24 protein-coding genes are annotated in these 24,940 nt (G+C 61.3%); 23 read left to right on the top strand and 1 reads right to left on the bottom strand.

Features of this window, described 5'->3' with window-relative positions:
* The first annotated feature begins 53 nt into the window (after window positions 1-53).
* The 8 genes from gyrA to tgt all read left to right on the top strand — a co-directional run bounded on the left by gyrA (window position 54) and on the right by tgt (window position 7,864).
* The gene (gyrA, locus tag NKH78_RS15515) at window positions 54-2,861 is read left to right on the top strand and encodes a DNA gyrase subunit A (RefSeq protein ID WP_352736592.1); all 2,808 of its coding nucleotides are present in this window, start codon (window positions 54-56) and stop codon (window positions 2,859-2,861) included.
* 403 nt (window positions 2,862-3,264) lie between these two features.
* On the top strand, window positions 3,265-3,765 hold the full coding sequence (coaD, locus tag NKH78_RS15510) for a pantetheine-phosphate adenylyltransferase (protein ID WP_352507881.1): 501 nt from the start codon (window positions 3,265-3,267) through the stop codon (window positions 3,763-3,765).
* Between the two features lie 75 nt (window positions 3,766-3,840).
* Window positions 3,841-4,431 carry a peptidylprolyl isomerase gene (locus NKH78_RS15505; RefSeq protein WP_254817364.1) on the top strand — a complete coding sequence of 197 codons (591 nt, stop codon included), beginning with the start codon at window positions 3,841-3,843 and terminating at the stop codon, window positions 4,429-4,431.
* 28 nt (window positions 4,432-4,459) lie between these two features.
* A complete protein-coding gene (locus NKH78_RS15500) occupies window positions 4,460-4,972 on the top strand; it encodes a peptidylprolyl isomerase (RefSeq protein WP_254817363.1) in 513 nt (170 codons plus the stop codon).
* Window positions 4,969-5,367, top strand: a complete 399-nt coding sequence (locus NKH78_RS15495) for a hypothetical protein (RefSeq protein WP_254817362.1) — start codon at window positions 4,969-4,971, stop codon at window positions 5,365-5,367. Before NKH78_RS15500 ends, NKH78_RS15495 begins: the two co-directional genes overlap by 4 nt.
* Window positions 5,368-5,379: 12 nt before the next feature.
* Window positions 5,380-6,465: a tRNA preQ1(34) S-adenosylmethionine ribosyltransferase-isomerase QueA gene (queA, locus tag NKH78_RS15490; protein ID WP_254817361.1), complete on the top strand. Its 1,086-nt coding sequence runs from the start codon at window positions 5,380-5,382 to the stop codon at window positions 6,463-6,465.
* Entirely contained in the window at window positions 6,455-6,724 is a 270-nt protein-coding gene (locus NKH78_RS15485) for a hypothetical protein (RefSeq protein WP_254817360.1), read from the top strand. Before queA ends, NKH78_RS15485 begins: the two co-directional genes overlap by 11 nt.
* Before the next feature lie 9 nt (window positions 6,725-6,733).
* Complete coding sequence (tgt, locus tag NKH78_RS15480; RefSeq protein WP_352736590.1) at window positions 6,734-7,864, top strand: tRNA guanosine(34) transglycosylase Tgt; 1,131 nt, start codon at window positions 6,734-6,736, stop codon at window positions 7,862-7,864.
* 8 nt (window positions 7,865-7,872) lie between these two features.
* On the opposite strand, the gene NKH78_RS15475 is transcribed toward tgt, so the two are convergent.
* Window positions 7,873-8,292, bottom strand: coding sequence for a DUF4864 domain-containing protein (locus tag NKH78_RS15475; RefSeq protein ID WP_352736588.1), 420 nt, complete (start codon window positions 8,290-8,292; stop codon window positions 7,873-7,875).
* 236 nt (window positions 8,293-8,528) lie between these two features.
* Here NKH78_RS15475 and NKH78_RS15470 point away from each other — a divergent pair, with 236 nt between their 5' ends.
* The 15 genes from NKH78_RS15470 (at window position 8,529) to glpK (ending at window position 24,934) form a co-directional block, all read left to right on the top strand.
* On the top strand, window positions 8,529-8,765 hold the full coding sequence (locus tag NKH78_RS15470) for an Lrp/AsnC ligand binding domain-containing protein (RefSeq protein ID WP_023674883.1): 237 nt from the start codon (window positions 8,529-8,531) through the stop codon (window positions 8,763-8,765).
* A 172-nt stretch (window positions 8,766-8,937) separates the two neighbouring features.
* Window positions 8,938-10,350: a circularly permuted type 2 ATP-grasp protein gene (locus NKH78_RS15465; RefSeq protein ID WP_352736586.1), complete on the top strand. Its 1,413-nt coding sequence runs from the start codon at window positions 8,938-8,940 to the stop codon at window positions 10,348-10,350.
* A 157-nt stretch (window positions 10,351-10,507) separates the two neighbouring features.
* Window positions 10,508-11,449 (top strand): alpha-E domain-containing protein, encoded by a 942-nt coding sequence (locus NKH78_RS15460; RefSeq protein WP_023674885.1) that lies wholly within the window; start codon window positions 10,508-10,510, stop codon window positions 11,447-11,449.
* A gap of 61 nt (window positions 11,450-11,510) precedes the next feature.
* A complete protein-coding gene (locus tag NKH78_RS15455; protein ID WP_254817355.1) occupies window positions 11,511-12,305 on the top strand; it encodes a transglutaminase family protein in 795 nt (264 codons plus the stop codon).
* A gap of 31 nt (window positions 12,306-12,336) precedes the next feature.
* Complete coding sequence (locus NKH78_RS15450; protein ID WP_254817354.1) at window positions 12,337-13,068, top strand: proteasome-type protease; 732 nt, start codon at window positions 12,337-12,339, stop codon at window positions 13,066-13,068.
* 58 nt (window positions 13,069-13,126) lie between these two features.
* Complete coding sequence (locus NKH78_RS15445) at window positions 13,127-14,539, top strand: pyridoxal phosphate-dependent decarboxylase family protein (protein WP_352736584.1); 1,413 nt, start codon at window positions 13,127-13,129, stop codon at window positions 14,537-14,539.
* A 110-nt stretch (window positions 14,540-14,649) separates the two neighbouring features.
* A complete protein-coding gene (locus NKH78_RS15440; protein ID WP_352478957.1) occupies window positions 14,650-15,417 on the top strand; it encodes a DeoR/GlpR family DNA-binding transcription regulator in 768 nt (255 codons plus the stop codon).
* 125 nt (window positions 15,418-15,542) lie between these two features.
* Window positions 15,543-17,069 carry a glycerol-3-phosphate dehydrogenase gene (gene glpD, locus NKH78_RS15435; protein ID WP_352645606.1) on the top strand — a complete coding sequence of 509 codons (1,527 nt, stop codon included), beginning with the start codon at window positions 15,543-15,545 and terminating at the stop codon, window positions 17,067-17,069.
* Between the two features lie 39 nt (window positions 17,070-17,108).
* On the top strand, window positions 17,109-18,188 hold the full coding sequence (locus NKH78_RS15430) for an ABC transporter ATP-binding protein (protein WP_352736582.1): 1,080 nt from the start codon (window positions 17,109-17,111) through the stop codon (window positions 18,186-18,188).
* A gap of 9 nt (window positions 18,189-18,197) precedes the next feature.
* Window positions 18,198-19,265, top strand: a complete 1,068-nt coding sequence (locus tag NKH78_RS15425) for an ABC transporter ATP-binding protein (protein ID WP_352705486.1) — start codon at window positions 18,198-18,200, stop codon at window positions 19,263-19,265.
* A 1-nt stretch (window position 19,266) separates the two neighbouring features.
* The gene (locus NKH78_RS15420) at window positions 19,267-20,133 is read left to right on the top strand and encodes a carbohydrate ABC transporter permease (RefSeq protein ID WP_023674893.1); all 867 of its coding nucleotides are present in this window, start codon (window positions 19,267-19,269) and stop codon (window positions 20,131-20,133) included.
* A gap of 1 nt (window position 20,134) precedes the next feature.
* Window positions 20,135-21,049, top strand: a complete 915-nt coding sequence (locus NKH78_RS15415; protein ID WP_352478954.1) for a carbohydrate ABC transporter permease — start codon at window positions 20,135-20,137, stop codon at window positions 21,047-21,049.
* 173 nt (window positions 21,050-21,222) lie between these two features.
* Window positions 21,223-21,489: a DUF2160 domain-containing protein gene (locus NKH78_RS15410; protein WP_352508493.1), complete on the top strand. Its 267-nt coding sequence runs from the start codon at window positions 21,223-21,225 to the stop codon at window positions 21,487-21,489.
* A 78-nt stretch (window positions 21,490-21,567) separates the two neighbouring features.
* Complete coding sequence (locus NKH78_RS15405; protein ID WP_254817346.1) at window positions 21,568-23,295, top strand: ABC transporter substrate-binding protein; 1,728 nt, start codon at window positions 21,568-21,570, stop codon at window positions 23,293-23,295.
* A 145-nt stretch (window positions 23,296-23,440) separates the two neighbouring features.
* Window positions 23,441-24,934: a glycerol kinase GlpK gene (glpK, locus tag NKH78_RS15400; RefSeq protein ID WP_352883200.1), complete on the top strand. Its 1,494-nt coding sequence runs from the start codon at window positions 23,441-23,443 to the stop codon at window positions 24,932-24,934.
* Window positions 24,935-24,940: the final 6 nt, after the last annotated feature.

Genomic DNA, 24,940 nt, shown 5'->3' with positions numbered 1-24,940 from the left:
GGCCGGCTTCCTATATAAGCACCAAGTGATTCCTGATTAGATTGTGATCCGATTTGACCGACCAGAAGACACCGCGCGGCGCCGACGGCGGCCCCACCGGCATCGAGCCGATATCCATCATCGAGGAGATGCAGCGCTCCTATCTCGATTACGCCATGAGCGTGATCGTCAGTCGTGCGCTGCCGGACGTGCGCGACGGCCTCAAGCCGGTGCATCGCCGCATCCTCTACGCCGCCTATGAGAGCGGCTATCACTGGAATCGTAAATATGTGAAATCGGCACGCCCGGTCGCCGACGTGATGGGTAAATACCATCCGCATGGCGACGCCTCTATCTACGACGCTTTGGTGCGCATGGCGCAGGACTGGTCGCTGCGCGTGCCGCTGATTGACGGGCAGGGCAATTTCGGCTCGATCGACGGCGATCCGCCGGCGGCGATGCGCTACACGGAATCGCGGCTGACCAAGGTCGCGCATGAGTTGCTGGAAGACATCGACAAGGACACCGTCGATTTCCAGGACACTTACGATGCGTCGGGCAGCGAACCGAAAGTCCTGCCGGCGCGCTTTCCGAACCTGTTGGTCAACGGCTCCGGCGGCATCGCCGTCGGCATGGCCACCAACATCCCGCCGCACAATCTGGGCGAGGTCTGCAACGGCGCCATTGCCCTCATCGACAATCCAGCGATCGATCTTCCGGCGCTGATGGAGATCATTCCGGGACCGGATTTCCCGACCGGCGGCATCGTGCTTGGCCGTTCCGGCATCTACAGCGCCTATTCGACCGGCCGCGGCTCCATCGTCATGCGCGGCCGCGTCAACATCGAGGCGCGCGGCAACGACCGTGAATCGATCGTCATCACCGAGGTTCCCTATCAGGTGAACAAAGCATCGATGATCGAGAAGATGGCCGAACTGGTGCGCGACAAGCGCATCGAGGGCATTTCCGACATTCGCGACGAGAGCGACCGCCAGGGTTACCGCGTCGTCATCGAACTGAAGCGCGACGCCGTCGCCGACGTCATCCTCAACCAGCTTTACCGCTTCACTCCGCTGCAGACGTCCTTCGGTGCCAATACGGTGGCGCTGAACGGCGGCAAGCCGGAATTGCTGACGCTGACCGACATGCTGAAGGCGTTCGTCGCCTTCCGCGAGGAGGTGATCAGCCGGCGCACGAAATTCCTGCTGCGCAAGGCGCGCGACCGCGCCCATGTGCTGGTCGGCCTTGCCATCGCGGTTGCCAACATCGATGAAGTCATCAAGCTGATCCGCAGCGCTCCGGACCCGCAGACGGCGCGCGAGCAGTTGATGGAGCGGCGCTGGCCTTCGGGCGACGTGGAATCGCTGATTCTTCTGATCGACGACCCGCGCCATCGCATCAACGAGGACGGTACCTACAATCTCTCCGAGGAGCAGGCGCGCGCCATCCTCGAACTGCGCCTGCAGCGCCTGACCGCGCTCGGCCGCGACGAGATCGCCGACGAGCTGAACACGATCGGCGACGAGATCAAGGACTACCTGGACATCCTGTCGTCCCGCGCCCGCGTCCAGCAGATCGTCAAGGACGAGCTCATCGCCGTGCGCGACGAGTTCGGCACGCCGCGCCGCACCGAGCTCGCCGAGGGCGGGGCGGACATGGAAGACGAGGACCTGATCCAGCGCGAGGACATGGTCGTCACGGTCAGCCATTCCGGCTATATCAAGCGCGTGCCGCTGTCGCTCTACCGGGCGCAGCGCCGCGGCGGCAAGGGCCGCTCCGGCATGTCGACCAAGGAAGAGGATTTCGTCACCCGGCTGTTCGTCGCCAACACGCACACGCCGGTGCTGTTCTTCTCTTCGCGTGGCATCGTCTACAAGGAAAAGGTCTGGCGCCTGCCGATCGGCAACCCGCAATCGCGCGGCAAGGCGCTGATCAATATGCTGCCGCTCGAACAGGGCGAGCGCATCACCACGATCATGCCGCTGCCGGAGGATGAGACGAGTTGGGGCGAGCTCGACGTCATGTTTGCCACCACGCGTGGCACCGTGCGTCGCAACAAGCTGTCGGACTTCGTCCAGGTCAACCGCAACGGCAAGATCGCCATGAAGCTGGACGAGGAAGGCGACGAGATCCTTGGCGTCGAGACCTGCACCGACAATGATGACGTGCTTTTGACGGCAAGTTCCGGCCAGTGCATCCGCTTTCCGGTCAGCCACGTACGCGTCTTCCAGAGCCGCAATTCGGTCGGCGTGCGCGGCATTGCGATGGCCGATGGCGACCGGGTGATCTCGATGGCGGTGATCGAGCACGTCGATGCGCCGCCGGCGGAGCGTGCCGCCTATCTCAAGCGGGTGGTGGCTGAACGCCGGCTCGCCGCCGACATCGCCGCCAGTGAGGAGGAAGAAATCCAGCTTACCAACGAAGAGGTCGGCGAAGAGGCGGAGCTTTCGGACGAGCGCTACGAATTCCTCAAGGCACACGAGCAGTTCGTGCTGACGGTGACGGAATATGGCTACGGCAAGCGTTCGTCGTCGTACGATTTCCGCCTGACCGGTCGCGGCGGCAAGGGTATCCGCGCCACCGACGTGTCGAAAACGGCCGAAATCGGCCGCCTGGTCGCGACCTTCCCGGTCGGCAATGATGATCAGATCATGCTGGTTTCGGATGGCGGAACCGTCATTCGGGTCCCGGTCAACGGCATTCGTTTCGCCAGCCGCGCCACCAAGGGCGTTACGATCTTTAATACCGCAGAGGGCGAGAAGGTCGTTTCGGTGGAGCGGATTTCGGAGCCGCAGGCGGACGAAGAGATCGAAGAGAGTGTCGAGGCTGAAAGCGGCGCTGCTACCGAAGGTGGGGAGCCTGACAATAACAACGTCGAGTGAGTTGCCACGACGCCGCCAGCCCGATAGGTCGGTCCGGTCTTGTCAATAAACACTCTAGAAATGCCGATAAGGCTTACGGATGCCGAAGCCTTCGAACCGCTTGGTATTGGCCTTGGCGCGGACGCGCTGTGCTTCCTGATGCAGCCCGAATACGGTAGCAATCAGCATGGCGACGGTTCATTGCGGTGGCAAGCATATAGATCAGCATGTGCGTGTTCTCCTGCGCCTAACAACGATCAGGTGGGTGTTTGGTTTCATCTTCTGCAGCTGCAACTTAGTGAACACTGCGTGAAGCTGTTGTGAGCGGCACATTCATCTGTCGTTCACGTCGGCCAAAGGGTTCACGGGGCGGGCTGGCGATCGGATTTGCCTTTAGGAGAGAGGCTCGCTAGAAGCACCTGCCATGACCGAACGCATCGCCCTTTATGCCGGCTCTTTCGACCCGCTGACCAACGGGCATCTCGACGTGCTGAAGGCATCGCTGGCCGTGGCGGATACAATCTATGCGGCGATCGGCACCCATCCCGGCAAGAAGCCGTTGTTTTCCTTCGAGGAACGGGTTGGCCTGATCGAAACGGCCGCGAAGGCGGAATTCGGCAGCGACGGTGCGCGCATCAAAGTGGTCGCCTTCGACGGGCTGGTCATCGATGCGGCCAGGAAGCATGGCGCCTCGATCATGATCCGCGGCCTGCGCGACGGCACCGATCTTGACTATGAGATGCAGATGGCCGGCATGAACGAGACCATGGCGCCGGAGCTGCAGACGGTGTTCCTGCCCGCCAGCCCCTCGGTGCGCACCATTACCGCCACACTTGTGCGCCAGATAGCTTCGATGGGAGGCGACATCCGCCCCTTCGTGCCGGCGGCCGTGGCCGGCGCGCTCGCCGCCAAATTCGCGAAATAAATTCATGCCACCCAAAAGTGGAACCCGGCTTTGGGTAACGACATGCATGAACGAAGATATTCGGAGAAAGATCCCATGCAGCTGAAAAAGCTTGCCTTCTTGCTTGCCGTGTTTGCCGGTCTTGTGACCGCATCCGTGTCGGCCTTTGCCGCTGATCCGGAAAACACCATGATTGTAACGCTGAAGGACGGCGACGTGACCATCGCGCTGAGGCCCGACCTTGCGCCGAAACACGTCGCGCAGATCAAAAAGCTGGTGCGCCAGGGCGCCTACGACAACGTCGCCTTTCACCGCGTCATCGACGGCTTCATGGCGCAGACCGGCGACGTCAAGTTCGGCAACATGAAGAGCGGCTTCAATGCCGACGCTGTCGGCACCGGCGGCTCCGATCTTCCTGACCTGCCGGCCGAATTCTCCAGTACCGAGCACTACCAGCGCGGCGTGGTCGGCATGGCCCGCTCCGACGATCCGAATTCCGCCAATTCGCAATTCTTCATCATGTTCGCGCCGGCACCGCCGCTCGATGGCCAGTACACCATCGTTGGCAATGTCGTCAGCGGCATGGAGCTGGTGGACCACATCAAGAAAGGCGACGAGGCGCAGAACGGGACGGTGACCGACCCCGATCGCATGATCAAGGTGCGCATCGCCGCCGACGGCAAGTAAACCCAAGTTTCAAAAGGATATTTCTGACATGGCCGAAATCAAGGACCGCGAGAACGCGCTCATCATGGACACGACCAAGGGCAAGGTCGTCATCGAATTGTTTCCAGATCTGGCGCCCGGCCATGTGGGCCGTATCAAGGAGTTGGCACGCGAAGGCGCCTATGACGGCGTGGTCTTCCACCGCGTCATCGACGGCTTCATGGCGCAGACCGGCGACGTGAAGTTCGGCAATTCCAACAAGCCGTCTTTCGCGCCGTCGCGCGCCGGCACTGGCGGTTCCGACAAGCCCGATCTGAAGGCCGAGTTCTCCAACGCCAACCATGGCCGCGGCACCTGTTCGATGGCGCGCTCGCAAAACCCGAACTCGGCCAATTCGCAGTTCTTCATCTGCTTCGACGACGCCGCCTTCCTCAACCGCCAGTACACTGTATGGGGCCAGGTCATCGAAGGCATGGACAATGTCGACAAGATCAAGCGCGGCGAACCGGTGCAGGACCCCGACAAGATCGTATCGCTCAAGGTTGCGGCCGACGTGAAATGACCAGCCGGGCTGTCGCGGCCATCGCACTTGTGCTCGTCGCGGCGGCCACTCCGGCGCTGGCGACGGAATCGATCGTTTGCAGCGCCGACGGCGGCGCGGCATCGATTGATGTTTTGATGGGACACACGGCCGTCATTGCGGTGGCGCGGGTGTGGCTGGATGCCGGCGGCAAGACATGGACCACGGACGGCCAGCCAGGCTCAACGAAAGTCATCGTTGGACAGGCATTCGAAGACGACGAGCGCATGCTGATCGATCTCACTGATGAGGGCCTCAGCTCGATCGTCGCCAAATTGCGGCTGGTCAAGGCCAGCGAGCAGTCCAGTTTCGCAATGGGCGGCACGTTGAGCATTGACGGCGTCGGTGCCTGGGCGGTGACCTGCCCGGAACCTTGAGGCGGGGTTTTCTTGCGCGTCGACCTTTTCGACTTCGATCTGCCGGAAGAACGCATCGCGCTTCGCCCAGCCGAGCCGCGCGACAGCGCCAGGATGCTGGTGGTCAGGCCGGGTGAGGGGCTCGAAGACCGGACGGTGCGCGACCTGCCGGCCCTGCTCAAGGCTGGTGATGTGCTGGTCTTCAACGACACCAAGGTCATTCCGGCACAATTGAAGGGCATCAGGCGGCGCGGCGAAGCAGCAGCGCAGGTCGAAGCCACGCTGCATATGCGGACGGCGCCCGACCGCTGGCTCGCCTTCATGCGTCCGGGCAAGCGCATCGCAGCCGGTGACCGCATCCATTTCGGTCATGATGCCAATTCCTGCTTTCTCGGCCAACTCGATGCAACCGTGATCGAGAAGGGGGAAGGCGGCGAGGTGCTGCTCGGCTTCGACCTGTCAGGTCCGTTCCTCGACGAGGCACTGCACGCTGTCGGCCACATCCCGCTGCCGCCCTACATCGCCTCCAAGCGTGACGACGACGAACGCGACCGAAGCGATTACCAGACCATTTATGCCAGGGAGGAGGGCGCGGTCGCCGCGCCGACGGCAGGGCTGCATTTCACGCCGGAGCTGTTTGCGACGCTCGACGCCAAGGGCATAGAGCGCCGTTTCGTCACGCTGCATGTCGGCGCCGGTACGTTCCTGCCGGTGAAGGCGGACGACACCGCCGACCACAAGATGCACGCCGAGACCGGTTCGGTCAGCGCGGAAACCGCCGAGGCGCTGAATGCGGCGAAAGCAAAAGGAGGGCGCATTATCGCTGTCGGCACGACATCGCTGCGCTTGCTGGAGAGCGCGGCTGGCGAGGAGGGCAGGCTGGCCGCATGGTCAGGCCCGACCGACATCTTCATCACCCCCGGCTATCGCTTCAAGACCGCCGACATGCTGATGACCAATTTCCATCTGCCGCGTTCGACGCTGTTCATGCTGGTTTCGGCCTTCTGCGGTTTGCAGACGATGCGGGCGGCCTATGCGCATGCCATCGAGAATCGCTACAGGTTTTATTCCTATGGAGACGCAAGTCTTCTGTTCAGGGAGGATAGTAATGGACGATGACCTGGAAACCTTCGACCGCGAAGCATTGATCGGCGAAGTCAGGAAATTACGCGCCGGCATCCGCCAACACCGCGACGCCACCGGCCATGATCTGTGCTGGCATCATCCCGACCTGTGGTCGCTTTTGCCCGAAAAGACCGAGCCGGCGATTGCAGTGCCGCCGTGGCCGAAATTCATGCGCGGCTGCATCCGCTACCGTCAATCGCTCGATAAGCAAGCTCCGGACGCGCCGGTATTCGACAAGGAGTTCGATGGCTAGGGAATTTCAATGACTGACGCATTCACCTTCAAGGTGCTGGCGACCGAGGGCAGGGCGCGGCGTGGTGCAATCACCATGCCGCGCGGGGAAATCCGCACGCCTGCCTTCATGCCGGTCGGTACCGGCGGCACGGTGAAGGCGATGTATATGGATCAGGTGCGCGGCGTTGGCTCGGACATCATCCTCGGCAACACCTATCATCTGATGCTGAGGCCCGGCGCCGAGCGCGTGGCACGGCTCGGCGGCCTGCACGAATTCGCCCGCTGGCCGTATCCGATCCTGACTGACAGCGGCGGCTTCCAGGTGATGTCGCTGTCGAAGCTGAGGAAACTGACCGAGAACGGCGTGACCTTCCGTTCGCATATCGACGGCGGCGCCTTCGAGATGTCGCCGGAGCGTTCGATTGAGATCCAGGGGCTGCTCGATTCCGACATCCAGATGCAGCTCGACGAATGCACGGCTCTGCCGGCCAAGCAGAACGAGATCGAGCGTGCCATGGAGTTGTCGTTGCGCTGGGCCGAGCGTTGCAAGACGGCATTCGGCGAGCAGCCCGGCAAGGCGATGTTCGGCATTGTGCAAGGCGGCGACGTGCCGGATCTGCGGCTGCGCTCGGCGCAGGCGCTGAAGGCAATGGAGCTGAAGGGCTACGCGATCGGCGGGCTGGCTGTCGGCGAGCCGCAAGCGGTGATGCTGGAGATGCTCGACATCACTTGCCCGGAGCTGCCGGCTGACCGGCCGCGCTACCTGATGGGCGTCGGCACCCCGGACGACATTTTGAAGTCGGTGGCGCGCGGCATCGACATGTTCGACTGCGTGATGCCGACGCGGGCAGGGCGCCACGGCCTTGCATATACACGGCGCGGCAAGGTCAATCTGCGCAACGCCCGCCATGCCGACGATCCGCGTCCGCTCGATGAGGAAAGCGACTGCCCGGCCGCACGCGACTATTCGCGCGCCTATCTGCACCATCTGGTGCGCTCGCAAGAGGCGCTTGGGGCGATGCTCCTGACCTGGAACAATCTGTCCTATTACCAGCAGCTGATGCGCGACATTCGTGAAGCGATCGAAGCTGGCAGGTTGGAAGCACGCTCAGCTGAGATTTCCGAAGGCTGGAGGCGGGGCGATCTCCCAGTGAGGTGATCGAAGGCTCAAGTGCTGAGCGACACGGACGCGCGCAGGCTGCAGCCGGTGATCCGAAAGCTGCCGTCGGGCTGCTGCTCGAGCGTATAGACCGCTTCATAGTCCTTGCCGTCCGGTCCGACGATCAGCACCTGCTGGATGATCGAGGTCGGGCTCGTCTCACGAACCTTGCCGAAAGAGTAGGTCTGCGGCTGGCGCACCGGCGGATAGCCGTTGGTCACCATGTTCATGAAGGTATCGACGGTCGGAAAGAGGCGCTTCACATTCGGTGCGGCAAAGCTGTAGGCCGTCATTCCGTCATTGGCGATGAAGGCCCTCAACTGACCATCGATGACCGTCTGCGCCGCTTTGACTTCGGCGTCGCCAGCAAAGGCCTGGGATGCGAAAATGAATGGAACGACTGCGAATGCGAAAAACGCGCGGCGCATGGCCTGTCTCCGTTGTCCCCGAGAAATCGCTGCCTGAAGGTACATGATACCATACGCTTTGCCATGCTTCAGGGTTTCAGCCGAGCGTAAACATTCGGCGTAGCAGTCCGCGTCCGAGCCGAGAAAGCATTGTCGAGGCGAGACAGCCTGAGCGATTGGCGATGCTTGAAAGCCGGGCGGCAGTCTGCCACAAGGGCCGCTCGATTAGAGCGTGCGATGTTGGACAGGACCAGGCAATGAAGGCATTTTTCGTGCAGATAAAGTGCGATCTGGGCAAGGCCTACGACGTTGCCAGCGCCCTGGCCGATGCCGAGATTGCTTCGGAAATCTACTCGACAGCCGGCAACTACGACCTGCTCGCCAAATTCTATGTCGACGACGAGGAAGACATCGGCCACTTCGTCAACGAGAAAGTGCAGATTCTCCCGGGCATCAAAGATACGTTTACGGTCGTCACCTTTCGCGCGTTTTGATCTCCATCCGACATTTGCCCGGACACCAGGCAAAGCCTGATCAAGGCCCTATTGGTGCTGCCTTAATTTTAGGCAACCGCGATATACTGATCGCCGGCGCCCGCCAAATCGCCGATTGCGCTTGATTTTCTCCAGCGAGGCCAGTGAAATGGCGTCACAGGGGAGTATGCGATTGGCAGCGTTCGACGAAATGCTTCCGGAAGTTTCCGGGCTGAGAAAACCGTATTCGGCTTACGATCGCTGGCTGAAGGAACAGGACCCGGCCAGACTTACCGAGAAGATGCAGGACGCCGAACGCGTCTTTCGCAAGACAGGCATCACTTTCGCCGTCTATGGCGAGCAGGAAGCATCGGAGCGGCTGATACCCTTCGACATCGTTCCGCGCATCATTTCGGGCAATGAATGGCGACGGCTGACGCAAGGCATCGAGCAGCGCGTCCAGGCGCTGAACGCCTTTCTCGACGACATCTACCATCGCCAGGAGATCTTGCGCGCCGGCCGGGTGCCGAAGGAGTTGATCGCCAGGAACGAGGCGTTCCTGCCCGAGATGATCGGGGTGCGGCCGCCGGCCGGCGTCTATACCCACATCATCGGCGTCGACATCGTACGCATTAGCGAGAACGAGTTCTACGTACTGGAGGACAATGCGCGCACGCCGTCCGGCGTCTCCTACATGCTGGAGAACCGCGAGACGATGATGCAGCTGTTTCCCGAGTTGTTCCAGCAGATCAAGGTGCGGCCGGTGGAGAATTATCCGCAGCTCCTGCGCCAGTCGCTGGCGGCGGTACGGCCGCAAAGCACCAAGGGCACGCCGACGATTGCCGTGCTGACGCCGGGCAGCTTCAACTCGGCCTATTTCGAACATGCCTTCCTTGCCGACCAGATGGGCGTGCAACTCGTCGAAGGGCAGGATCTGCGCGTCGTCGATGGCCATGTCGCGATGCGCACGACCGAGGGGTACAAGCAGATCGACGTGCTTTACCGGCGTGTCGACGACTCGTTCCTCGATCCGCTGACCTTCCGCCCCGACTCGGCACTTGGCGTGCCGGGCATTATGGACGTCTACCGCGCCGGCAATATCACGATCGCCAATGCGCCGGGAACCGGCATCGCTGACGACAAGGCGATCTATTCGTACATGCCCGAGATCGTCGAATTCTACACCGGCCGCAAGGCGATGCTCGGCAACATCCCGACCTGGCGCTGCTCGGAGCCGGACAGCCTGAAATACGTGCTCGAGCACATCGATGAACTGGTCATCAAGGAGGTCCACGGGTCCGGCGGCTACGGCATGCTGGTCGGTCCGGCGGCGACCAAGAAGGAATGCGAGGATTTTTCGAAAAAGCTCGCGGCAAAACCATCGAACTACATTGCTCAGCCGACGCTGGCGCTGTCGACCTGTCCGATCCTGACGGACAAGGGGCTGTCGCCGCGCCATGTCGATCTGCGCCCCTATGTGCTGGTTTCCGACCGTATCCAGATCGTGCCCGGCGGGCTGACCCGAGTAGCGCTCAAGGAAGGCTCGCTGGTCGTCAATTCCTCGCAAGGCGGGGGCACAAAGGATACGTGGGTGTTGGATGATTAGAGTGGAAGTAGTGAATAGTGAATAGTGAATAGATAAGGATATATGTTGTTGATGTTGGTGAAATGCCCTGAAGTGAAGCACGCGGCATCGTGGCCTAAAGTCTGGATAGTCACCATTCACCGTCCACCATCCACCATTCGCCACAGGACCGCCTGACATGCTTCTCGGTCGCACCGCCAACGGGCTCTATTGGATGAACCGCTATATCGAGCGGGCGGAAAACATGGCGCGGCTGGTGGACGCCGGCTTGCGCATGGCGCTAACCCGTACTCAGAACGCTTCGGAGGAGTGGAATTCGGTGCTGCTCAGCGCCGGTTCGGACGCCAGCTTCACGCAGAAATATTCCGACTACACCGCCGCCAATGTCGCCGACTATCTGCTGCGCGACACATCGAACCCGTCGAGCACGATGTCGTCTATCGAAACGGCCCGTAACAATGCTCGCATGGTGCGTACCGCGTTGACGCGTGAAACCTGGGAAAGCATCAACGAAGCCTGGATGTCGCTGAAGCGGATGCTAGCCAAGCCGATCGACGAGCGCGACCTGCCCAACGCGCTCGACGCAATCAAACGCGAGACGGCGCTGATCCGCGGCTCGTTCTACGGCACGATGCTGCGCAATGAGATTTTCGATTTTTCGCAGCTCGGCACTTATGTCGAACGCGCCGACAACACTGCCCGCATCCTGGACGTGAAGTACTACGTGCTGTTACCGTCGATTTCCTGGGTCGGCTCGACGCTCGACAACTACCAGTGGGAATCGATCCTCCGCTCGGTATCGGCGCACCGCTCCTACCGCTGGGTCTATGACGCCGACTACAAGCCGAGCAACATCGCCGACTATCTGATCCTCAACGTCCGCATGCCGCGCTCGCTGACCTTTTGCTACCGCTTCCTGACGGAGCATCTCAAATTCCTGGGTGACGACTATGGTGAGCGCCACGCCTGCCATGCGACGGCTGCCAAGACCCAGGCCATGCTTACGGCCGGCTCGATCAAGGATATTTTCGACGCTGGCCTGCATGAATTCCTGGCCAATTTCATCCGCGACAACACCAGACTCGGCGACGAGATCGCGCAGGATTACAGGTTCTATTGAGCATGACCCCAAAAAGCGGACGCCGGTTTTCGGAAAAGCTCATGCTCCAGGGACGAGTGCGATGCGGCTGAAGATCACCCACCGGACCGAATACCGCTACGATGCGCCGGTGCATTATTTGTTGCAGCGTTTGCGGCTGCTCCCGGTGAACGGGCGCACCCAGACGGTACTGTCCTGGGCGCTGAAGATCGAAGGCGCACGCGAGGAAGTGCGCTTCACCGACCATTTCGGCAATGATACCCGGCTGTTGAGCGTCGAGGGTGAGCGCGACTTCATCACCGTCGAAGCAGCCGGCGAAGTGGTGACGCGCGACACCGCCGGCGTCTGCGGGCCGCACCAGGGTTTCGTGCCGCTCTGGCTGTTCGGCCACGAAACGCCGCTGACGACGATCGGCAGCGGCATTCGCGAGCTTGCTGCCTCGGTCGGCAAGGGCACCGACATCGAAAGGCTGCACCGGTTGATGGCGATGATCGGCGAGCGCGTCGCTTATACGCCGGGCACCACCAACGCGACGACGCCGGCCGAAGAGGCCCTGGCGCTCAAGACCGGCGTTTGCCAGGACCACAGCCACATCTTCGTTGCGGCGGCGCGCGCCATGGATTTTCCCGCGCGCTATGTCAGTGGCTATCTGATGATGAATGCAGCGATCGAGCAGGCGGCAAGCCACGCCTGGGCCGAGGCGCATGTCTCGGGCCTCGGCTGGGTCGCCTTCGACGTCGCCAACGGCATTTCTCCCGACGAGCGTTATGTAAAGGTGGCGACTGGCCGCGATTATCGCGACGCCACACCGGTATCGGGAATTCGGCTGGGACAGGCGGAAGAACAGCTTGCCGTCACCGTCACCGTGGAGCAGTAATCTCCGCCAAGATTGTTGCCAAAGAGATTCGATGACCTATTGCGTCGGGCTGAAGATCGATCGCGGGCTCGTGTTCATGTCGGACACGCGCACCAACGCCGGCATGGATTCGATCTCGACCTTCAGGAAGATGCATGTCTGGGAAGAGCCGGGCGAGCGCGTCATCGTTTTGATGTCGGCCGGCAATCTGGCGACGACGCAGGCCGTAGTCAGCCTGCTCGACGAACGCACCAAGGCAGTGGCGGAGCGCCGTGCCACGCTGCTCGAAACGCCTTCCATGTACCAGACAGTGCGGCTGGTCGGAGACACCGTCAAGGAGGTCATCGCCAGTTCGTCGCCGGCGGGCGAAAAGGCGGATTCCTATTTCAACGCCTCCTTCATCCTCGGCGGTCAGATCAAGGGCAGCGCGCCGCGCCTGTTCATGATCTATCCGGAAGGCAATTTCATCGAATCCACCGACGACACGCCGTTCTTCCAGATAGGTGAGACCAAATACGGCAAGCCGATCATCATCCGCGCTTATGAAAGGACGATGAGTTTCGCCGAGACGGTGAAGTTGCTGCTTGTGTCGTTCGACTCGACGCTGAAGTCGAACCTGTCGGTCGGCCTGCCGCTCGACCTGCTGTTCTATGAAAAGGACACCTTCAAGGTTGGCCTCAAAAAGCGAATAACCCAGGATGATCAATATTATCGCACGATCTCGGATAGCTGGTCGAACGCGCTGAAGACTGCCTTTGCCAGCTTGCCTGATTTTCCCGAATGAAAACCTTCGTTTTTCGTGCTCTTTGATGGCGGCTCGACGAGGCGCTACGGAGGCGAAGATGAATAGCAACGAATTCCGCGAATGGTCGCTGCGAGCGGCCGAATGGGGCGCCGACTACAGAGACAGCCTTCGCGAAAGACCGGTGCGGCCGTTTGTCGAGCCGGGCGAAATCTTCAAAAGCATCGATGTTGCGCCGCCGGAAAACGGCGAAACGATGCAGGCAATCTTCGCCGATTTCGAGCAAAAGATTCTGCCGGGCATGACGCACTGGCAGCATCCGCGTTTCTTCGCCTATTTCCCGGCCAATGCGGCACCGGCCTCGGTCGTGGCCGAGTATCTGGTTTCCGCCATGGCCGCGCAATGCATGCTTTGGCAGACCTCGCCGGCGGCAACCGAACTCGAGACGCGTGTCGTCGACTGGATGCGGCAGGCGCTTGGTCTGCCGGAGGGATTTTCCGGCGTCATGCAGGATTCGGCTTCATCGGCGACGCTTGCCGCCGTGCTGACCATTCGCGAGCGCGCGCTCGACTGGCAAGGTAACAAGAACGGCTTGCAAGGCCAGCCGGTCGTGCGAGTCTATTCTTCCGGCCAAGTCCATACTTCCATCGACCGGGCGATCTGGGTGTCGGGCATCGGCGAGGCGAACCTCGTGCGCATTCCGGTCGCCGGACGCTTCCGCGCCATGCAGACGGCGGCTCTGGAAGCAGCGATCGTCACCGACCGCAAAAACGGCATGCTGCCGGCGGGGATCATCGCCAGCGTCGGTGGCACAAGTACCGGCGGCACCGACGATGTGGCGGCTGTTGCCGCGGTAGCTAAGCGGCACGGGCTCTACCTGCATGTCGATGCCGCATGGGCTGGCTCCGCCATGATCTGCCCCGAGTTCCGGCATTTCTGGGCAGGCGCCGAACATGCGGATTCCATTGTCTTCAACCCGCATAAATGGCTGGGCGCACAGTTCGATTGCTCGATGCAGTTCATCCGTCAGCCGGAAGACCTCGTGCGCACGCTGGCGATCAAGCCCGAATTCCTCAAGACGCATGGCCGCGACGGAGTCATCAACTACTCCGAATGGTCGGTGCCGCTTGGCCGGAGGTTCCGCGCGCTGAAACTTTGGTTCCTGCTGCGTGCACATGGCTTGGAAAATCTGCGGACCATGGTCCGCAACCATGTCGCCTGGAGCGAGAGCCTCGCCGCAAGGCTGGCAAAGGAACCGGATTTCGAGATCGTCACGGAGCCGATGCTGTCGCTGTTCTCGTTCCGGCATCTCGCGGCTGCGGGCGCCGACTCTGACGAGCACAATTTGCGGTTGGTCAGCGCGATCAACGATGACGGCCGCATCTATCTGACGCAAACCCGGGTGGACGGGAAGGTGGCGATCCGCTTTCAGGTCGGACAATTCGAAACGACTGCGGCGGATGTCGATACTGCTTTCGAGGTCATTACTGAAATTGCGCGTGGCCTGGGTTGACCGGCATCATCGAGGTTGCGCCGGGGCTCTTCTTGCAGTCACCTGATCTTCCTGTTCATGGCTTTCGTTTTCCGTTATAGACAAGTAAAACGAAAACGAGAGGTTGCTAGATGTATCTGTCGCCGCGTCATTCCGAAATCATCCAGATGGCCAAGGACCATGGCCGCGTACTGGTCGAGGAGTTGGCGACGCATTTCAACGTGACGCCGCAGACGATCCGCAAGGATCTCAACGATCTCTGCGACCAGCGGCTTTTGTCTCGCATTCATGGCGGGGCATTGTTCCCGTCCGGCATCGAGAACATGGAGTATGAGGCTCGGCGCAAGATCGCCGCCGAGGAGAAGGAGGCGATCGGCCGCGCAGCAGCCCGGCTGATCCCCGACAACGCGTCTCTTTTCATCAATATCGGGACGACGACGGAAGCTGTCAGCAAGTCGCTGCTCGATCACAGCGGCTTGATGGTCATCACCAATAACATCAATGTTGCCAACAGGATGCGCGTATATCCTTCGATCGAGGTGGTGATCGCCGGCGGTGTCGTACGCGGTTCCGACGGCGGTGTGGTCGGCGAGGCAGCAGTCGATTTCATCCGGCAGTTCAAGGTCGATTTTGCGGTGATCGGCGCCTCGGCCATCGATCATGACGGCGCACTGCTCGACTTTGATTTTCGCGAGGTGAAGGTCGCGCAGGCGATCATCGCCAACGCGCGGCATGTGATCCTCGTGTCGGACCAGACCAAATTCGAGCGCACCGCGCCCGTCCGCATCGGCCATCTGTCGCAGGTAAACACCTTTATCACCGATCGTTGCGACATCCCATCGGTGCGTAGGATCTGCCAGGAGGCAGAAGTTCAGCTGATCGAAACGTCGCTCTCCTAGAGATGCCGTTGCGGCATCTGTGGCCAATCATATTTCGTTTGACATTCGTTATCATTTCGAAATAATTCCCGTACGGTTTCGCAAGAACCCAAAAATGCCGCAATGCGAAATCGAGGGAGGACTCTTTGGGCGCATCACCGATCCATGACATTTTCGTCATCGGTGGCGGCATCAATGGCTGCGGTATCGCCCGCGATGCCGTGGGGCGTGGGTTTTCGGTATTTCTTGCCGAGATGAACGATCTGGCCAGCGGAACCTCTTCCGGTTCGACCAAACTGATCCATGGCGGCTTGCGCTATCTCGAATTCTACGAGTTCCGCCTGGTGCGCGAAGCGCTGATGGAACGCGAGGTCCTGTGGAGGAACGCGCCGCATATCATCTGGCCGATGCGCTTCGTGCTGCCATACGCCAAGGGGCTGCGTCCGGCCTGGCTGATCCGGCTCGGGCTTTTCCTCTACGATCATATTGGCGGGCGCAAATTGCTGCCGCCGACGAAAACGCTGGACATGGCCAAGGATCCGGCCGGCAAGCCGCTGAAGCCGCTGTTTCGAAAGGCGTTCGAATATTCGGACGGTTGGGTCAACGATGCCCGGCTGGTTGTGTTGAACGCCCGCGACGCTGCCGAGCGCGGCGCAACCATTCGAACCCGAACAAAGGTCGTCAGCGCACGCCGCGAAGGCAATCTCTGGACGGTCAGGCTTGAAAACGTGCGGACCGGCGATACCGAGGAGGTCAAGGCGCGGCTGCTGGTCAATGCCGCCGGCCCGTGGGTGGATCAGGTGCTGTCGGCCACCGTCGGCTTGAACGACGTGCACAATGTCCGCCTCGTGCAAGGCAGCCACATCGTCGTTGGCAAGAAATTCGACGACCCACGCGCCTATTTCTTTCAGAACAAGGACGGGCGCATCATTTTCGCCATCCCCTATGAAGACGAGTTCACGCTCATCGGCACCACCGACCGGGACTATCCCGGCGATCCGCACGACGTCAGGATCAGTGATGCCGAGATCGACTATCTCTGCGCTGCGGCAAGCGAATATTTCGCGCAGCCGGTCAAGCCGTCGGATATCGTCTGGACCTATTCCGCGGTGCGCCCGCTCTACGACGATGGCGCCTCAAAGGCGCAGGAAGCCACCCGCGACTATGTGCTGAAGGCCGATGGAGGCGAGGGTGCCGCCCCGATCGTCAATGCCTTTGGCGGCAAGATCACCACCTACCGCCGATTGTCGGAATCGATGCTGGAGAAGATCGAGGGTTTTCTCGGCAAGCGCGGTAAGCCATGGACGGCAAACGCGCCGCTGCCCGGCGGTGACTTTCCCGTCACCGGCTTCGATACCGAGGTGGCGAAACTGAAAACGGCGTACCCGTTCCTCGACGCCCGGCTGGCCCGCCGGTTGACCCGGCTCTACGGCACCCGCGCAAGGAAGCTGCTAGGCCTCGCCAAGTCGAACGTCGATCTTGGCCGCAACTTCGGCGCCGATCTGTACGAAGCCGAAGTGCGCTACCTCGCCGAAAACGAATGGGCGATGACTGCCGAGGATGTATTGTGGCGCCGGACCAAGCGCGGCCTGCGTCTCAGCCGTGAGCAGGCCGCAGTGCTCGACGAGTTCATGCGCGGAATAAGCCGGCAGCACGTAGCGGCTGCCGAATAGGGACGGCCGACTGATGCAGAAAGCCTGGGAGGAGGCATCATGCTTGAACTGAGAAACGTGACGAAGACGGTGGGTGCGGCGGAACATATCCGCGATGTCTCGCTGACGCTTCAGCACGGCTCGCTCAACGTCCTGCTCGGGCCGACGCTCTCTGGCAAGACCAGCCTGATGCGGTTGATGGCGGGCCTCGACGTGCCGACCTCGGGCTCGGTCTGGTTCGATGGCAAGGATGTCACCGGCATGCCGGTGCAAAAGCGCAACGTCGCCATGGTCTACCAGCAATTCATCAATTATCCGGCGATGACGGTCTACGAAAACATCGCCTCACCGCTGCGGGTAGCCGGCACGGATCAGGCAACGATCGACAGGGAGGTGCGCAATGCGGCCGCCCTTCTCAAACTCACGACCTATCTCGACCGGACGCCTCTCAGTCTGTCGGGCGGCCAGCAGCAGCGCACCGCGCTGGCCCGCGCCATCGTCAAGAATGCCAGCCTCGTGCTGCTCGACGAGCCGCTCGCCAATCTCGACTACAAGCTGCGTGAAGAATTACGCGCGGAACTGCCGAAAGTCTTCGCGGCCGCCGGCACAATCTTTGTTTATGCCACGACCGAGCCGCACGAGGCCTTGCTGCTCGGCGGCAACACGGCAACGCTTTCCGAGGGCAGCATCACCCAGTTCGGGCCGACCATCGAAGTGTTCCGCAAACCGGTCGATCTGGTGACGGCGAGGACCTTCGCCGATCCGCCGCTCAACACCATCGTGCTTGCCAAGAAGGGCCTGGATTTCCTGCTCGAGGGCGGTGTGAAATTGCCGGTGCCGGCGGAACTCTTCGGCATTGCCGATGCGATCTATACGATCGGCTTCCAGCCGCATCATCTGTCCCTCGATCGGCCCAACGCCGCCGCAGTGCCGGTGCGCGCAAAGGTGACGATCACTGAGATCACCGGATCGGAAAGCTTCATCCATCTCGATTTTGCCGATGCGCGCTGGGTCATGCTGACCCACGGCATTCGCGACTTCGAGCCGGACGAGGAGGTCGAGGTGTTTATCGACCCGCGCCACATCATGGTCTTCGACGAGCACGGCCGCGCCGTGGCCGCGCCGAAGCTGGCGGCTTAGGAGGAAGCGATGGCGCGCATCGATGTCAATCATATCCGCCACTCCTATCTGCAGAACCCGCGCACGGATGCCGATTTCGCGTTGAAGGAAGTGCACCACACCTTCGAGGATGGCGGCGCTTATGCGCTGCTCGGCCCGTCCGGCTGCGGCAAGACTACGTTGCTCAACATCATTTCGGGATTGCTGCATCCCTCGCACGGCCAGTTGCTGTTCAACAGCAGGAACGTGACCAATCTGTCGACCCAAGAGCGCAACATCGCCCAGGTCTTCCAGTTCCCGGTGATCTACGACACGATGACGGTCTACGACAATCTGGCGTTCCCGCTGCGCAATCGCGGCGTGCCGGAAGCCGACGTCGACCGTAAGGTGCGCGAAACGCTGGAGATGATCGGGCTGGCCGATATGGCCAAACGAAAGGCGCGCGGACTGACCGCTGACCAGAAGCAGAAAATTTCGCTCGGACGCGGGCTGGTGCGCTCCGACGTAAATGCCATCCTGTTCGACGAGCCTTTGACCGTCATCGACCCGCATATGAAATGGATGCTGCGCTCCCAGTTGAAGCAGCTTCACCGCCGCTTCGGCTACACCATGGTCTATGTCACGCACGACCAGACCGAGGCCTTGACCTTCGCCGACAGGGTGGTCGTCATGTATGACGGCGAAATCGTGCAGATCGGCACACCGGCAGAACTGTTTGAGCGCCCGCGCCACACCTTTGTTGGCTATTTCATCGGCTCGCCCGGCATGAACGTCATGCCGGTGGCGATCGACGGCAAGACTGCGCGGCTGGGCTCGCAGCAGATCGAACTGCCGGGCGTGCCTAAGGCCGGTGGCGGCGCCATCGAGCTCGGCATCCGTCCCGAATATGTGCGCCTGGGCAGCCAGGGCATGGCCGTCCGGATCAGCAAGGTCGAGGACGTCGGCCGCCACAAGGTGGTCCGTGCCAATCTCGAAGGGCGCGAGATCGCCGCCGTCATCGGCGAGGACGAGACAGTTCCGGCTGATCCGAAGGTGCGGTTCGACCCAGCCGGCATCAACATCTATGCCGATTCCTGGCGCGTCGAGATGGGGGCCTGAAGTGGAAAAGACCTGGAACAACAGAGCCTGGTTCCTGGTGCTGCCGGTGTTGCTGCTGGTGGCGTTCTCGGCGGTCATACCGCTGATGACGGTCGTCAATTATTCGGTGCAGGACACTTTCGGCAATAACGTCTTCTTCTGGGCCGGCACGGAATGGTTCGAGGAACTGCTTTCCTCGAGCCGCTTCTGGCAGGCGATGATCCGCAACCTTGTCTTCTCCTTTATCATCCTGGCGATCGAAGTGCCGCTCGGCATCTTCATTGCGCTCAATATGCCGAAGAAGGGTTGGGGCGTGCCTGTGTGCCTTGTTTTGATGGCGTTGCCGCTGCTGATCCCGTGGAACGTCGTCGGCACCATCTGGCAGGTGTTCGGGCGCAACGACATTGGCCTGCTCGGCTATTACGTCAACGCGCTCGGCATCGACTATAATTATGTGCAAGACCCATATGACGCCTGGGTCACGGTCATCATCATGGACGTCTGGCATTGGACCAGCCTCGTCGTCCTGCTCTGCTATGCCGGCCTGGTCTCGATCCCGGATGCCTTTTATCAGGCAGCCAAGATCGACGGTGCCTCGCGCTGGGCGGTGTTCCGCTACATCCAGTTGCCGAAGATGAACCGCGTGCTGCTGATCGCCGTGCTGCTGCGCTTCATGGATAGCTTCATGATCTACACGGAGCCGTTCGTGGTCACCGGTGGCGGCCCCGGCAACTCGACGACCTTTCTTTCGATTGATCTCGTCAAGACCGCGCTCGGTCAGTTCGACCTCGGCCCGGCGGCGGCGATGTCGCTGGTCTACTTCCTTATCGTCCTGCTGTTGTCGTGGGTGTTCTACACCGTGATGACCAATTACGACGCGGAGCGTTGAGATGAGCCGCACCGAAGAGAGAGCCGATAGGGTGAGCGAGACGACAGCTTCGGAAGGGCTCGCCAGCACGCTACGACAGGACGAGATCGCACGGCTGATGCGCCGTCGCGGCGAGGAGTCGCGCTGGTGGTGGATCGTGCCGACGCTCTACATCGTCGTTCTGCTTTTGCCGATCTACTGGCTCATCAATATGAGCTTCAAGACCAATGGCGAGATCGTCTCGTCGCTGACTCTCTACCCGCACGCGCCGACATTGGCGAATTACCGCACCATCTTCACCGACGCGTCCTGGTATTCGGGCTACATCAACTCGATCACCTATGTGGTTATGAACATGGTGATTTCGGTGGCTGCGGCACTGCCTGCTGCCTATGCTTTTTCGCGCTATCGCTTCCTCGGCGACAAGCATCTGTTCTTCTGGCTGCTGACCAACCGCATGGCGCCGCCGGCGGTGTTCGCGCTGCCATTCTTCCAGCTTTATTCGGCCTTCGGCCTTATCGACACCCATATCGCCGTGGCTCTGGCGCATTGCCTGTTCAACGTGCCGCTGGCGGTGTGGATCCTCGAAGGCTTCATGTCGGGCGTGCCCAAGGAGATCGACGAGACCGCCTATATCGACGGCTATTCGTTCCCGCGCTTCTTCATCAAGATCTTCATGCCGCTGATTGCGAGCGGCATCGGCGTGGCGTGCTTCTTCTGCTTCATGTTCTCGTGGGTGGAGCTCTTGATCGCCCGCACGCTGACGACCACGGATGCCAAGCCGATCGCCGCGACCATGACCCGCACCGTTTCGGCCGCCGGTATGGATTGGGGGTTGCTTGCCGCCGCCGGCGTGCTGACGCTGATTCCCGGCGCGCTCGTCATCTGGTTTGTGCGCAACTACATCGCCAAGGGCTTTGCCCTGGGGAGGGTATGATGGAGCAGGTCGACAGAAGCCCATGGTGGTGGGCCGTGCTGTTTCTTGCCCTGGTCGTCGTGGCCTGGGTGGCACTTCAAATCGATTTCGTGGCGATAACGGTGGGCTTCAGCGACCCGGCCAATATCCGCCTGTGGGGATTTAACCTCTCGTCCAACCTCGATTTTTCGTGGATGGCCTGGACGTGGCCGACCGCGGCCTTCTTTGGAACCATCTTTCTGCTGCTTTGCGGCATGGCGGTGTGGGAATACGTCTCGCCGGGCGGCAATCCGCGCGTCGGCGTGCTGCGCTTCGAAACGACGCGCGGCGACCGCCTGTTCCTGTCGCTGCTGGGCAGCGCCTTTATCCATCTCGCTTGGCTGGGTCTAGTCGGACCCAATCTGTGGTGGGCTCTCGCTCTCTCCGTGGTCTTCGCCGTCGGCGTGTTCCGCTACGTATAGAGGGGGAAACTGTTGGAACGGCGGCGTGCCGGCCGCCGATCCAGATCGCACTTTGAACTTTAACAGTGGAGGAAATACATGCGACGGCAATTCTTGACATCAACAACTGCGCTTGTCCTGTTGCTAGGGGCAAGCAATGCCTATGCCGGAATGGACGAGGCCAAGGCCTTCCTGGACAAGGAAATTGGCGACCTCTCGACGCTCGACCGTGCCGGCCAGGAAGCCGAAATGCAATGGTTCATCGATGCCGCGAAACCTTTCGCCGGCATGGATATCAAGGTGGTCTCCGAAACTATCGCCACGCATCAGTATGAATCGCAGGTGCTTGCGCCGGCCTTTACGGCCATCACCGGCATCAAGGTCACGCATGACGTCATCCAGGAAGGCGACGTCGTCGAGAAGATCCAGACCCAGATGCAGACCGGCCAGAACCTCTATGACGGCTGGGTCAACGATTCCGATCTGATCGGCACGCACTGGCGCTACCAGCAGGTGCGCAACCTGACCGACTGGATGGCAGGCGACGGCAAGGATGTCACCAACCCGAATCTCGACCTGAAGGATTTCATCGGCACCTCGTTCACCACCGCGCCCGACAAGAAGCTCTACCAGCTTCCCGACCAGCAGTTCGCGAACCTCTACTGGTTCCGTTACGACTGGTTCAACGACGAGAAGAACAAGGCGGACTTCAAGGCCAAATACGGCTACGACCTCGGCGTGCCGGTCAATTGGTCGGCCTATGAGGACATCGCCGAGTTCTTCACCGGCCGCGAGATCGATGGCAAGAAGGTCTACGGCCATATGGATTATGGCAAGAAGGACCCGTCGCTCGGCTGGCGGTTCACCGACGCATGGCTGTCGATGGCCGGCAATGGCGACAAGGGCATTCCGAACGGTCTGCCCGTCGACGAATGGGGCATCAAGGTCGACGAGAATTCGCGTCCGGTGGGTTCCTGCACGGCGCGCGGCGGCGACACCAATGGCCCGGCTTCTGTCTACGCCATCCAGAAGTACCTCGATTGGCTGAAGGCCTATGCACCGGCGGAAGCCCAGGGCATGACCTTCTCCGAGTCAGGGCCGGTGCCGGCGCAGGGCGCGGTTGCCCAGCAGATCTTCTGGTATACCGCCTTCACCGCCAGCATGGTCGACGCCAGCGCCAAGGCGGTGCTGAACGACGACGGCACGCCGAAGTGGCGCATGGCGCCGTCGCCGCATGGCGTCTATTGGAAGGACGGTATGAAGCTCGGCTATCAGGACGTCGGTTCCTGGACGCTGATGAAGTCGACGCCGACCGACCGCGCCAAGGCCGCCTGGCTCTACGCGCAGTTCGTCACCTCGAAGACGGTCGACGTGAAGAAGAGCCATGTCGGCCTGACCTTCATCCGCGAGAGCACGATCCACGACAAGAGCTTCACCGAACGTGCGCCAAAGCTCGGCGGCTTGATCGAGTTCTACCGCTCGCCGGCACGCGTCCAGTGGTCCCCGACCGGCACCAACGTGCCGGACTATCCGAAGCTGGCACAGCTCTGGTGGCAGGCGATCGGCGATGCTTCGTCGGGCGCCAAGAGCGCGCAAGAAGCAATGGACTCGCTCTGTGCCGAGCAGGAAAAGGTGATGAGCCGCATCGAGAAGTCGGGCGTCCAGGGCGATATCGGCCCGAAGATGGCCGAAGAGCATGACCTCGCCTACTGGAACGCCGATGCGGTCAAGAAGGGCAATCTCGCTCCTCAGCTCAAGATCGAGAACGAGAAGGAAAAACCGGTCACCATCAACTATGACGAGCTGGTGAAGAGCTGGCAGCAATAGGGCTGTTTGATGCGGGCGTTCGCGCCCGCATCGCCATACTCAGGGGAGGCGGCATGTTGCCGTCTCCCCTGTTTGCGTGAACGGCTCCGCGCCATCGGGCGTCGAGACATCGCAGCACCTTGAATTCGCTTCGACGGGAGAGAGAATGACCGGATATATCCTCGCAATCGACCAGGGCACGACATCGAGCCGGGCGATCCTGTTCGACGACAAGATGAAGGTCGTCGGCAGCGGGCAAAAGGAATTCACCCAGTATTATCCGGCCTCCGGCTGGGTCGAGCATGATCCCGAGGAAATCTGGTCAAGCGTCGTGGAAACGGTGAGGGCCGCGCTGAAGACAGCCGGCCGCAACGCAGCGGACGTCGCCGCGATCGGCATCACCAACCAGCGCGAAACCGTCGTCATCTGGGACAAGGAGACCGGCGAGCCGGTTCACAACGCGATTGTCTGGCAGGACCGCCGCACCGCGCCGCTATGCCAGAAACTGAAGAAGCTGGGGTTGGAGAAGAAATTCACGAAAAAGACCGGCCTGCTGCTCGATCCCTATTTCTCCGGCACCAAGATCGCCTGGATGCTGGACAAGGTGAAGGGCGCCAGAAAACGCGCCGAGAAGGGCGAACTGCTGGCCGGCACCATCGACAGTTTTCTGATTTGGCGCCTGACTGGCGGCAAGGTCCACGCCACTGACGCCACCAATGCCTCGCGCACGCTGGTCTACAACATCGAACAAAACGCCTGGGATGACGAGTTGCTGGCCATTCTTGGCATACCTGCAAGAATGATGCCGCAGGTGAAAGACTGTGCCGATGATTTTGGAATCACCGGCAAAAGTCTGTTCGGCACAGAGATCAGAATCCTCGGTGTGGCCGGCGACCAGCATGCGGCGGCGATCGGCCAGGCCTGTTTCGAGCCGGGCATGATGAAATCGACCTACGGCACCGGTTGCTTCGCGCTGCTCAACACCGGCAGCGATCTGGTGCGTTCGAAGAACCGGCTTTTGACCACCATCGCCTACAGGCTGAGCGGCAAGACCACCTATGCACTGGAGGGCTCTATCTTTATCGCCGGCGCCGCCGTGCAGTGGCTGCGGGACGGCATCAAGGTGATCGGCAAGGCCGAGCAGAGCGGCAAATTGGCGGCGGAGGCCGATCCGACGCAGAATGTCTATCTGGTGCCGGCTTTCGTCGGGCTCGGCGCACCGCACTGGGATGCCGAGGCGCGGGGCGCCATCTTCGGGCTGACCCGCAATTCGGGGCCGGCGGAATTTGCCCGCGCGGCGCTGGAATCCGTTGCGTTCCAAACGCGCGATCTGCTCGACGCTATGCGCAAGGACTGGAAGGGCGCTTCGGCCAAGACTGTGCTCAGGGTCGATGGCGGCATGGTGGCGTCGGACTGGACCATGCAGCGGCTGGCCGACATTCTCGATGCGCCGGTCGACCGGCCGACAATTCTCGAGACGACCGCGCTTGGTGCGGCATGGCTGGCCGGCTCGAAGGCCGGTGCCTGGCCGAAGGCGCGGGAATTCGCCAGGAGTTGGGCGCTCGAGCGCCGGTTCAAGCCGGAGATGGATGCTTCGACACGTGCCGCCAAGCTGGCAGGTTGGCGCCACGCTGTGCGCAGGACGCTAAGCGTGCAATAAGCAGGG

The organism is Mesorhizobium sp. M0910 (genome assembly GCF_040319465.1).
GTDB lineage: Bacteria > Pseudomonadota > Alphaproteobacteria > Rhizobiales > Rhizobiaceae > Mesorhizobium.
Note: the sequence above shows the minus strand (reverse complement) of the source record. Positions and strands in the feature narration are given on the sequence as shown.

Bases quoted from the DNA above. Each gene is read 5' to 3' on its own strand.
- coaD (WP_352507881.1), top strand. From the start codon at position 3,265: ATGACCGAACGCATCGCCCTTTATGCCGGCTCTTTCGACCCGCTGACC.
- NKH78_RS15505 (WP_254817364.1), top strand. From the start codon at position 3,841: ATGCAGCTGAAAAAGCTTGCCTTCTTGCTTGCCGTGTTTGCCGGTCTT.
- NKH78_RS15500 (WP_254817363.1), top strand. From the start codon at position 4,460: ATGGCCGAAATCAAGGACCGCGAGAACGCGCTCATCATGGACACGACC.
- NKH78_RS15495 (WP_254817362.1), top strand. From the start codon at position 4,969: ATGACCAGCCGGGCTGTCGCGGCCATCGCACTTGTGCTCGTCGCGGCG.
- NKH78_RS15485 (WP_254817360.1), top strand. From the start codon at position 6,455: ATGGACGATGACCTGGAAACCTTCGACCGCGAAGCATTGATCGGCGAA.
- tgt (WP_352736590.1), top strand. From the start codon at position 6,734: ATGACTGACGCATTCACCTTCAAGGTGCTGGCGACCGAGGGCAGGGCG.
- NKH78_RS15475 (WP_352736588.1), bottom strand. From the start codon at position 8,292: ATGCGCCGCGCGTTTTTCGCATTCGCAGTCGTTCCATTCATTTTCGCA.
- NKH78_RS15470 (WP_023674883.1), top strand. From the start codon at position 8,529: ATGAAGGCATTTTTCGTGCAGATAAAGTGCGATCTGGGCAAGGCCTAC.
- NKH78_RS15460 (WP_023674885.1), top strand. From the start codon at position 10,508: ATGCTTCTCGGTCGCACCGCCAACGGGCTCTATTGGATGAACCGCTAT.
- NKH78_RS15455 (WP_254817355.1), top strand. From the start codon at position 11,511: ATGCGGCTGAAGATCACCCACCGGACCGAATACCGCTACGATGCGCCG.
- NKH78_RS15450 (WP_254817354.1), top strand. From the start codon at position 12,337: ATGACCTATTGCGTCGGGCTGAAGATCGATCGCGGGCTCGTGTTCATG.
- NKH78_RS15445 (WP_352736584.1), top strand. From the start codon at position 13,127: ATGAATAGCAACGAATTCCGCGAATGGTCGCTGCGAGCGGCCGAATGG.
- NKH78_RS15440 (WP_352478957.1), top strand. From the start codon at position 14,650: ATGTATCTGTCGCCGCGTCATTCCGAAATCATCCAGATGGCCAAGGAC.
- NKH78_RS15430 (WP_352736582.1), top strand. From the start codon at position 17,109: ATGCTTGAACTGAGAAACGTGACGAAGACGGTGGGTGCGGCGGAACAT.
- NKH78_RS15425 (WP_352705486.1), top strand. From the start codon at position 18,198: ATGGCGCGCATCGATGTCAATCATATCCGCCACTCCTATCTGCAGAAC.
- NKH78_RS15415 (WP_352478954.1), top strand. From the start codon at position 20,135: ATGAGCCGCACCGAAGAGAGAGCCGATAGGGTGAGCGAGACGACAGCT.
- NKH78_RS15410 (WP_352508493.1), top strand. From the start codon at position 21,223: ATGGCCTGGACGTGGCCGACCGCGGCCTTCTTTGGAACCATCTTTCTG.
- NKH78_RS15405 (WP_254817346.1), top strand. From the start codon at position 21,568: ATGCGACGGCAATTCTTGACATCAACAACTGCGCTTGTCCTGTTGCTA.
- glpK (WP_352883200.1), top strand. From the start codon at position 23,441: ATGACCGGATATATCCTCGCAATCGACCAGGGCACGACATCGAGCCGG.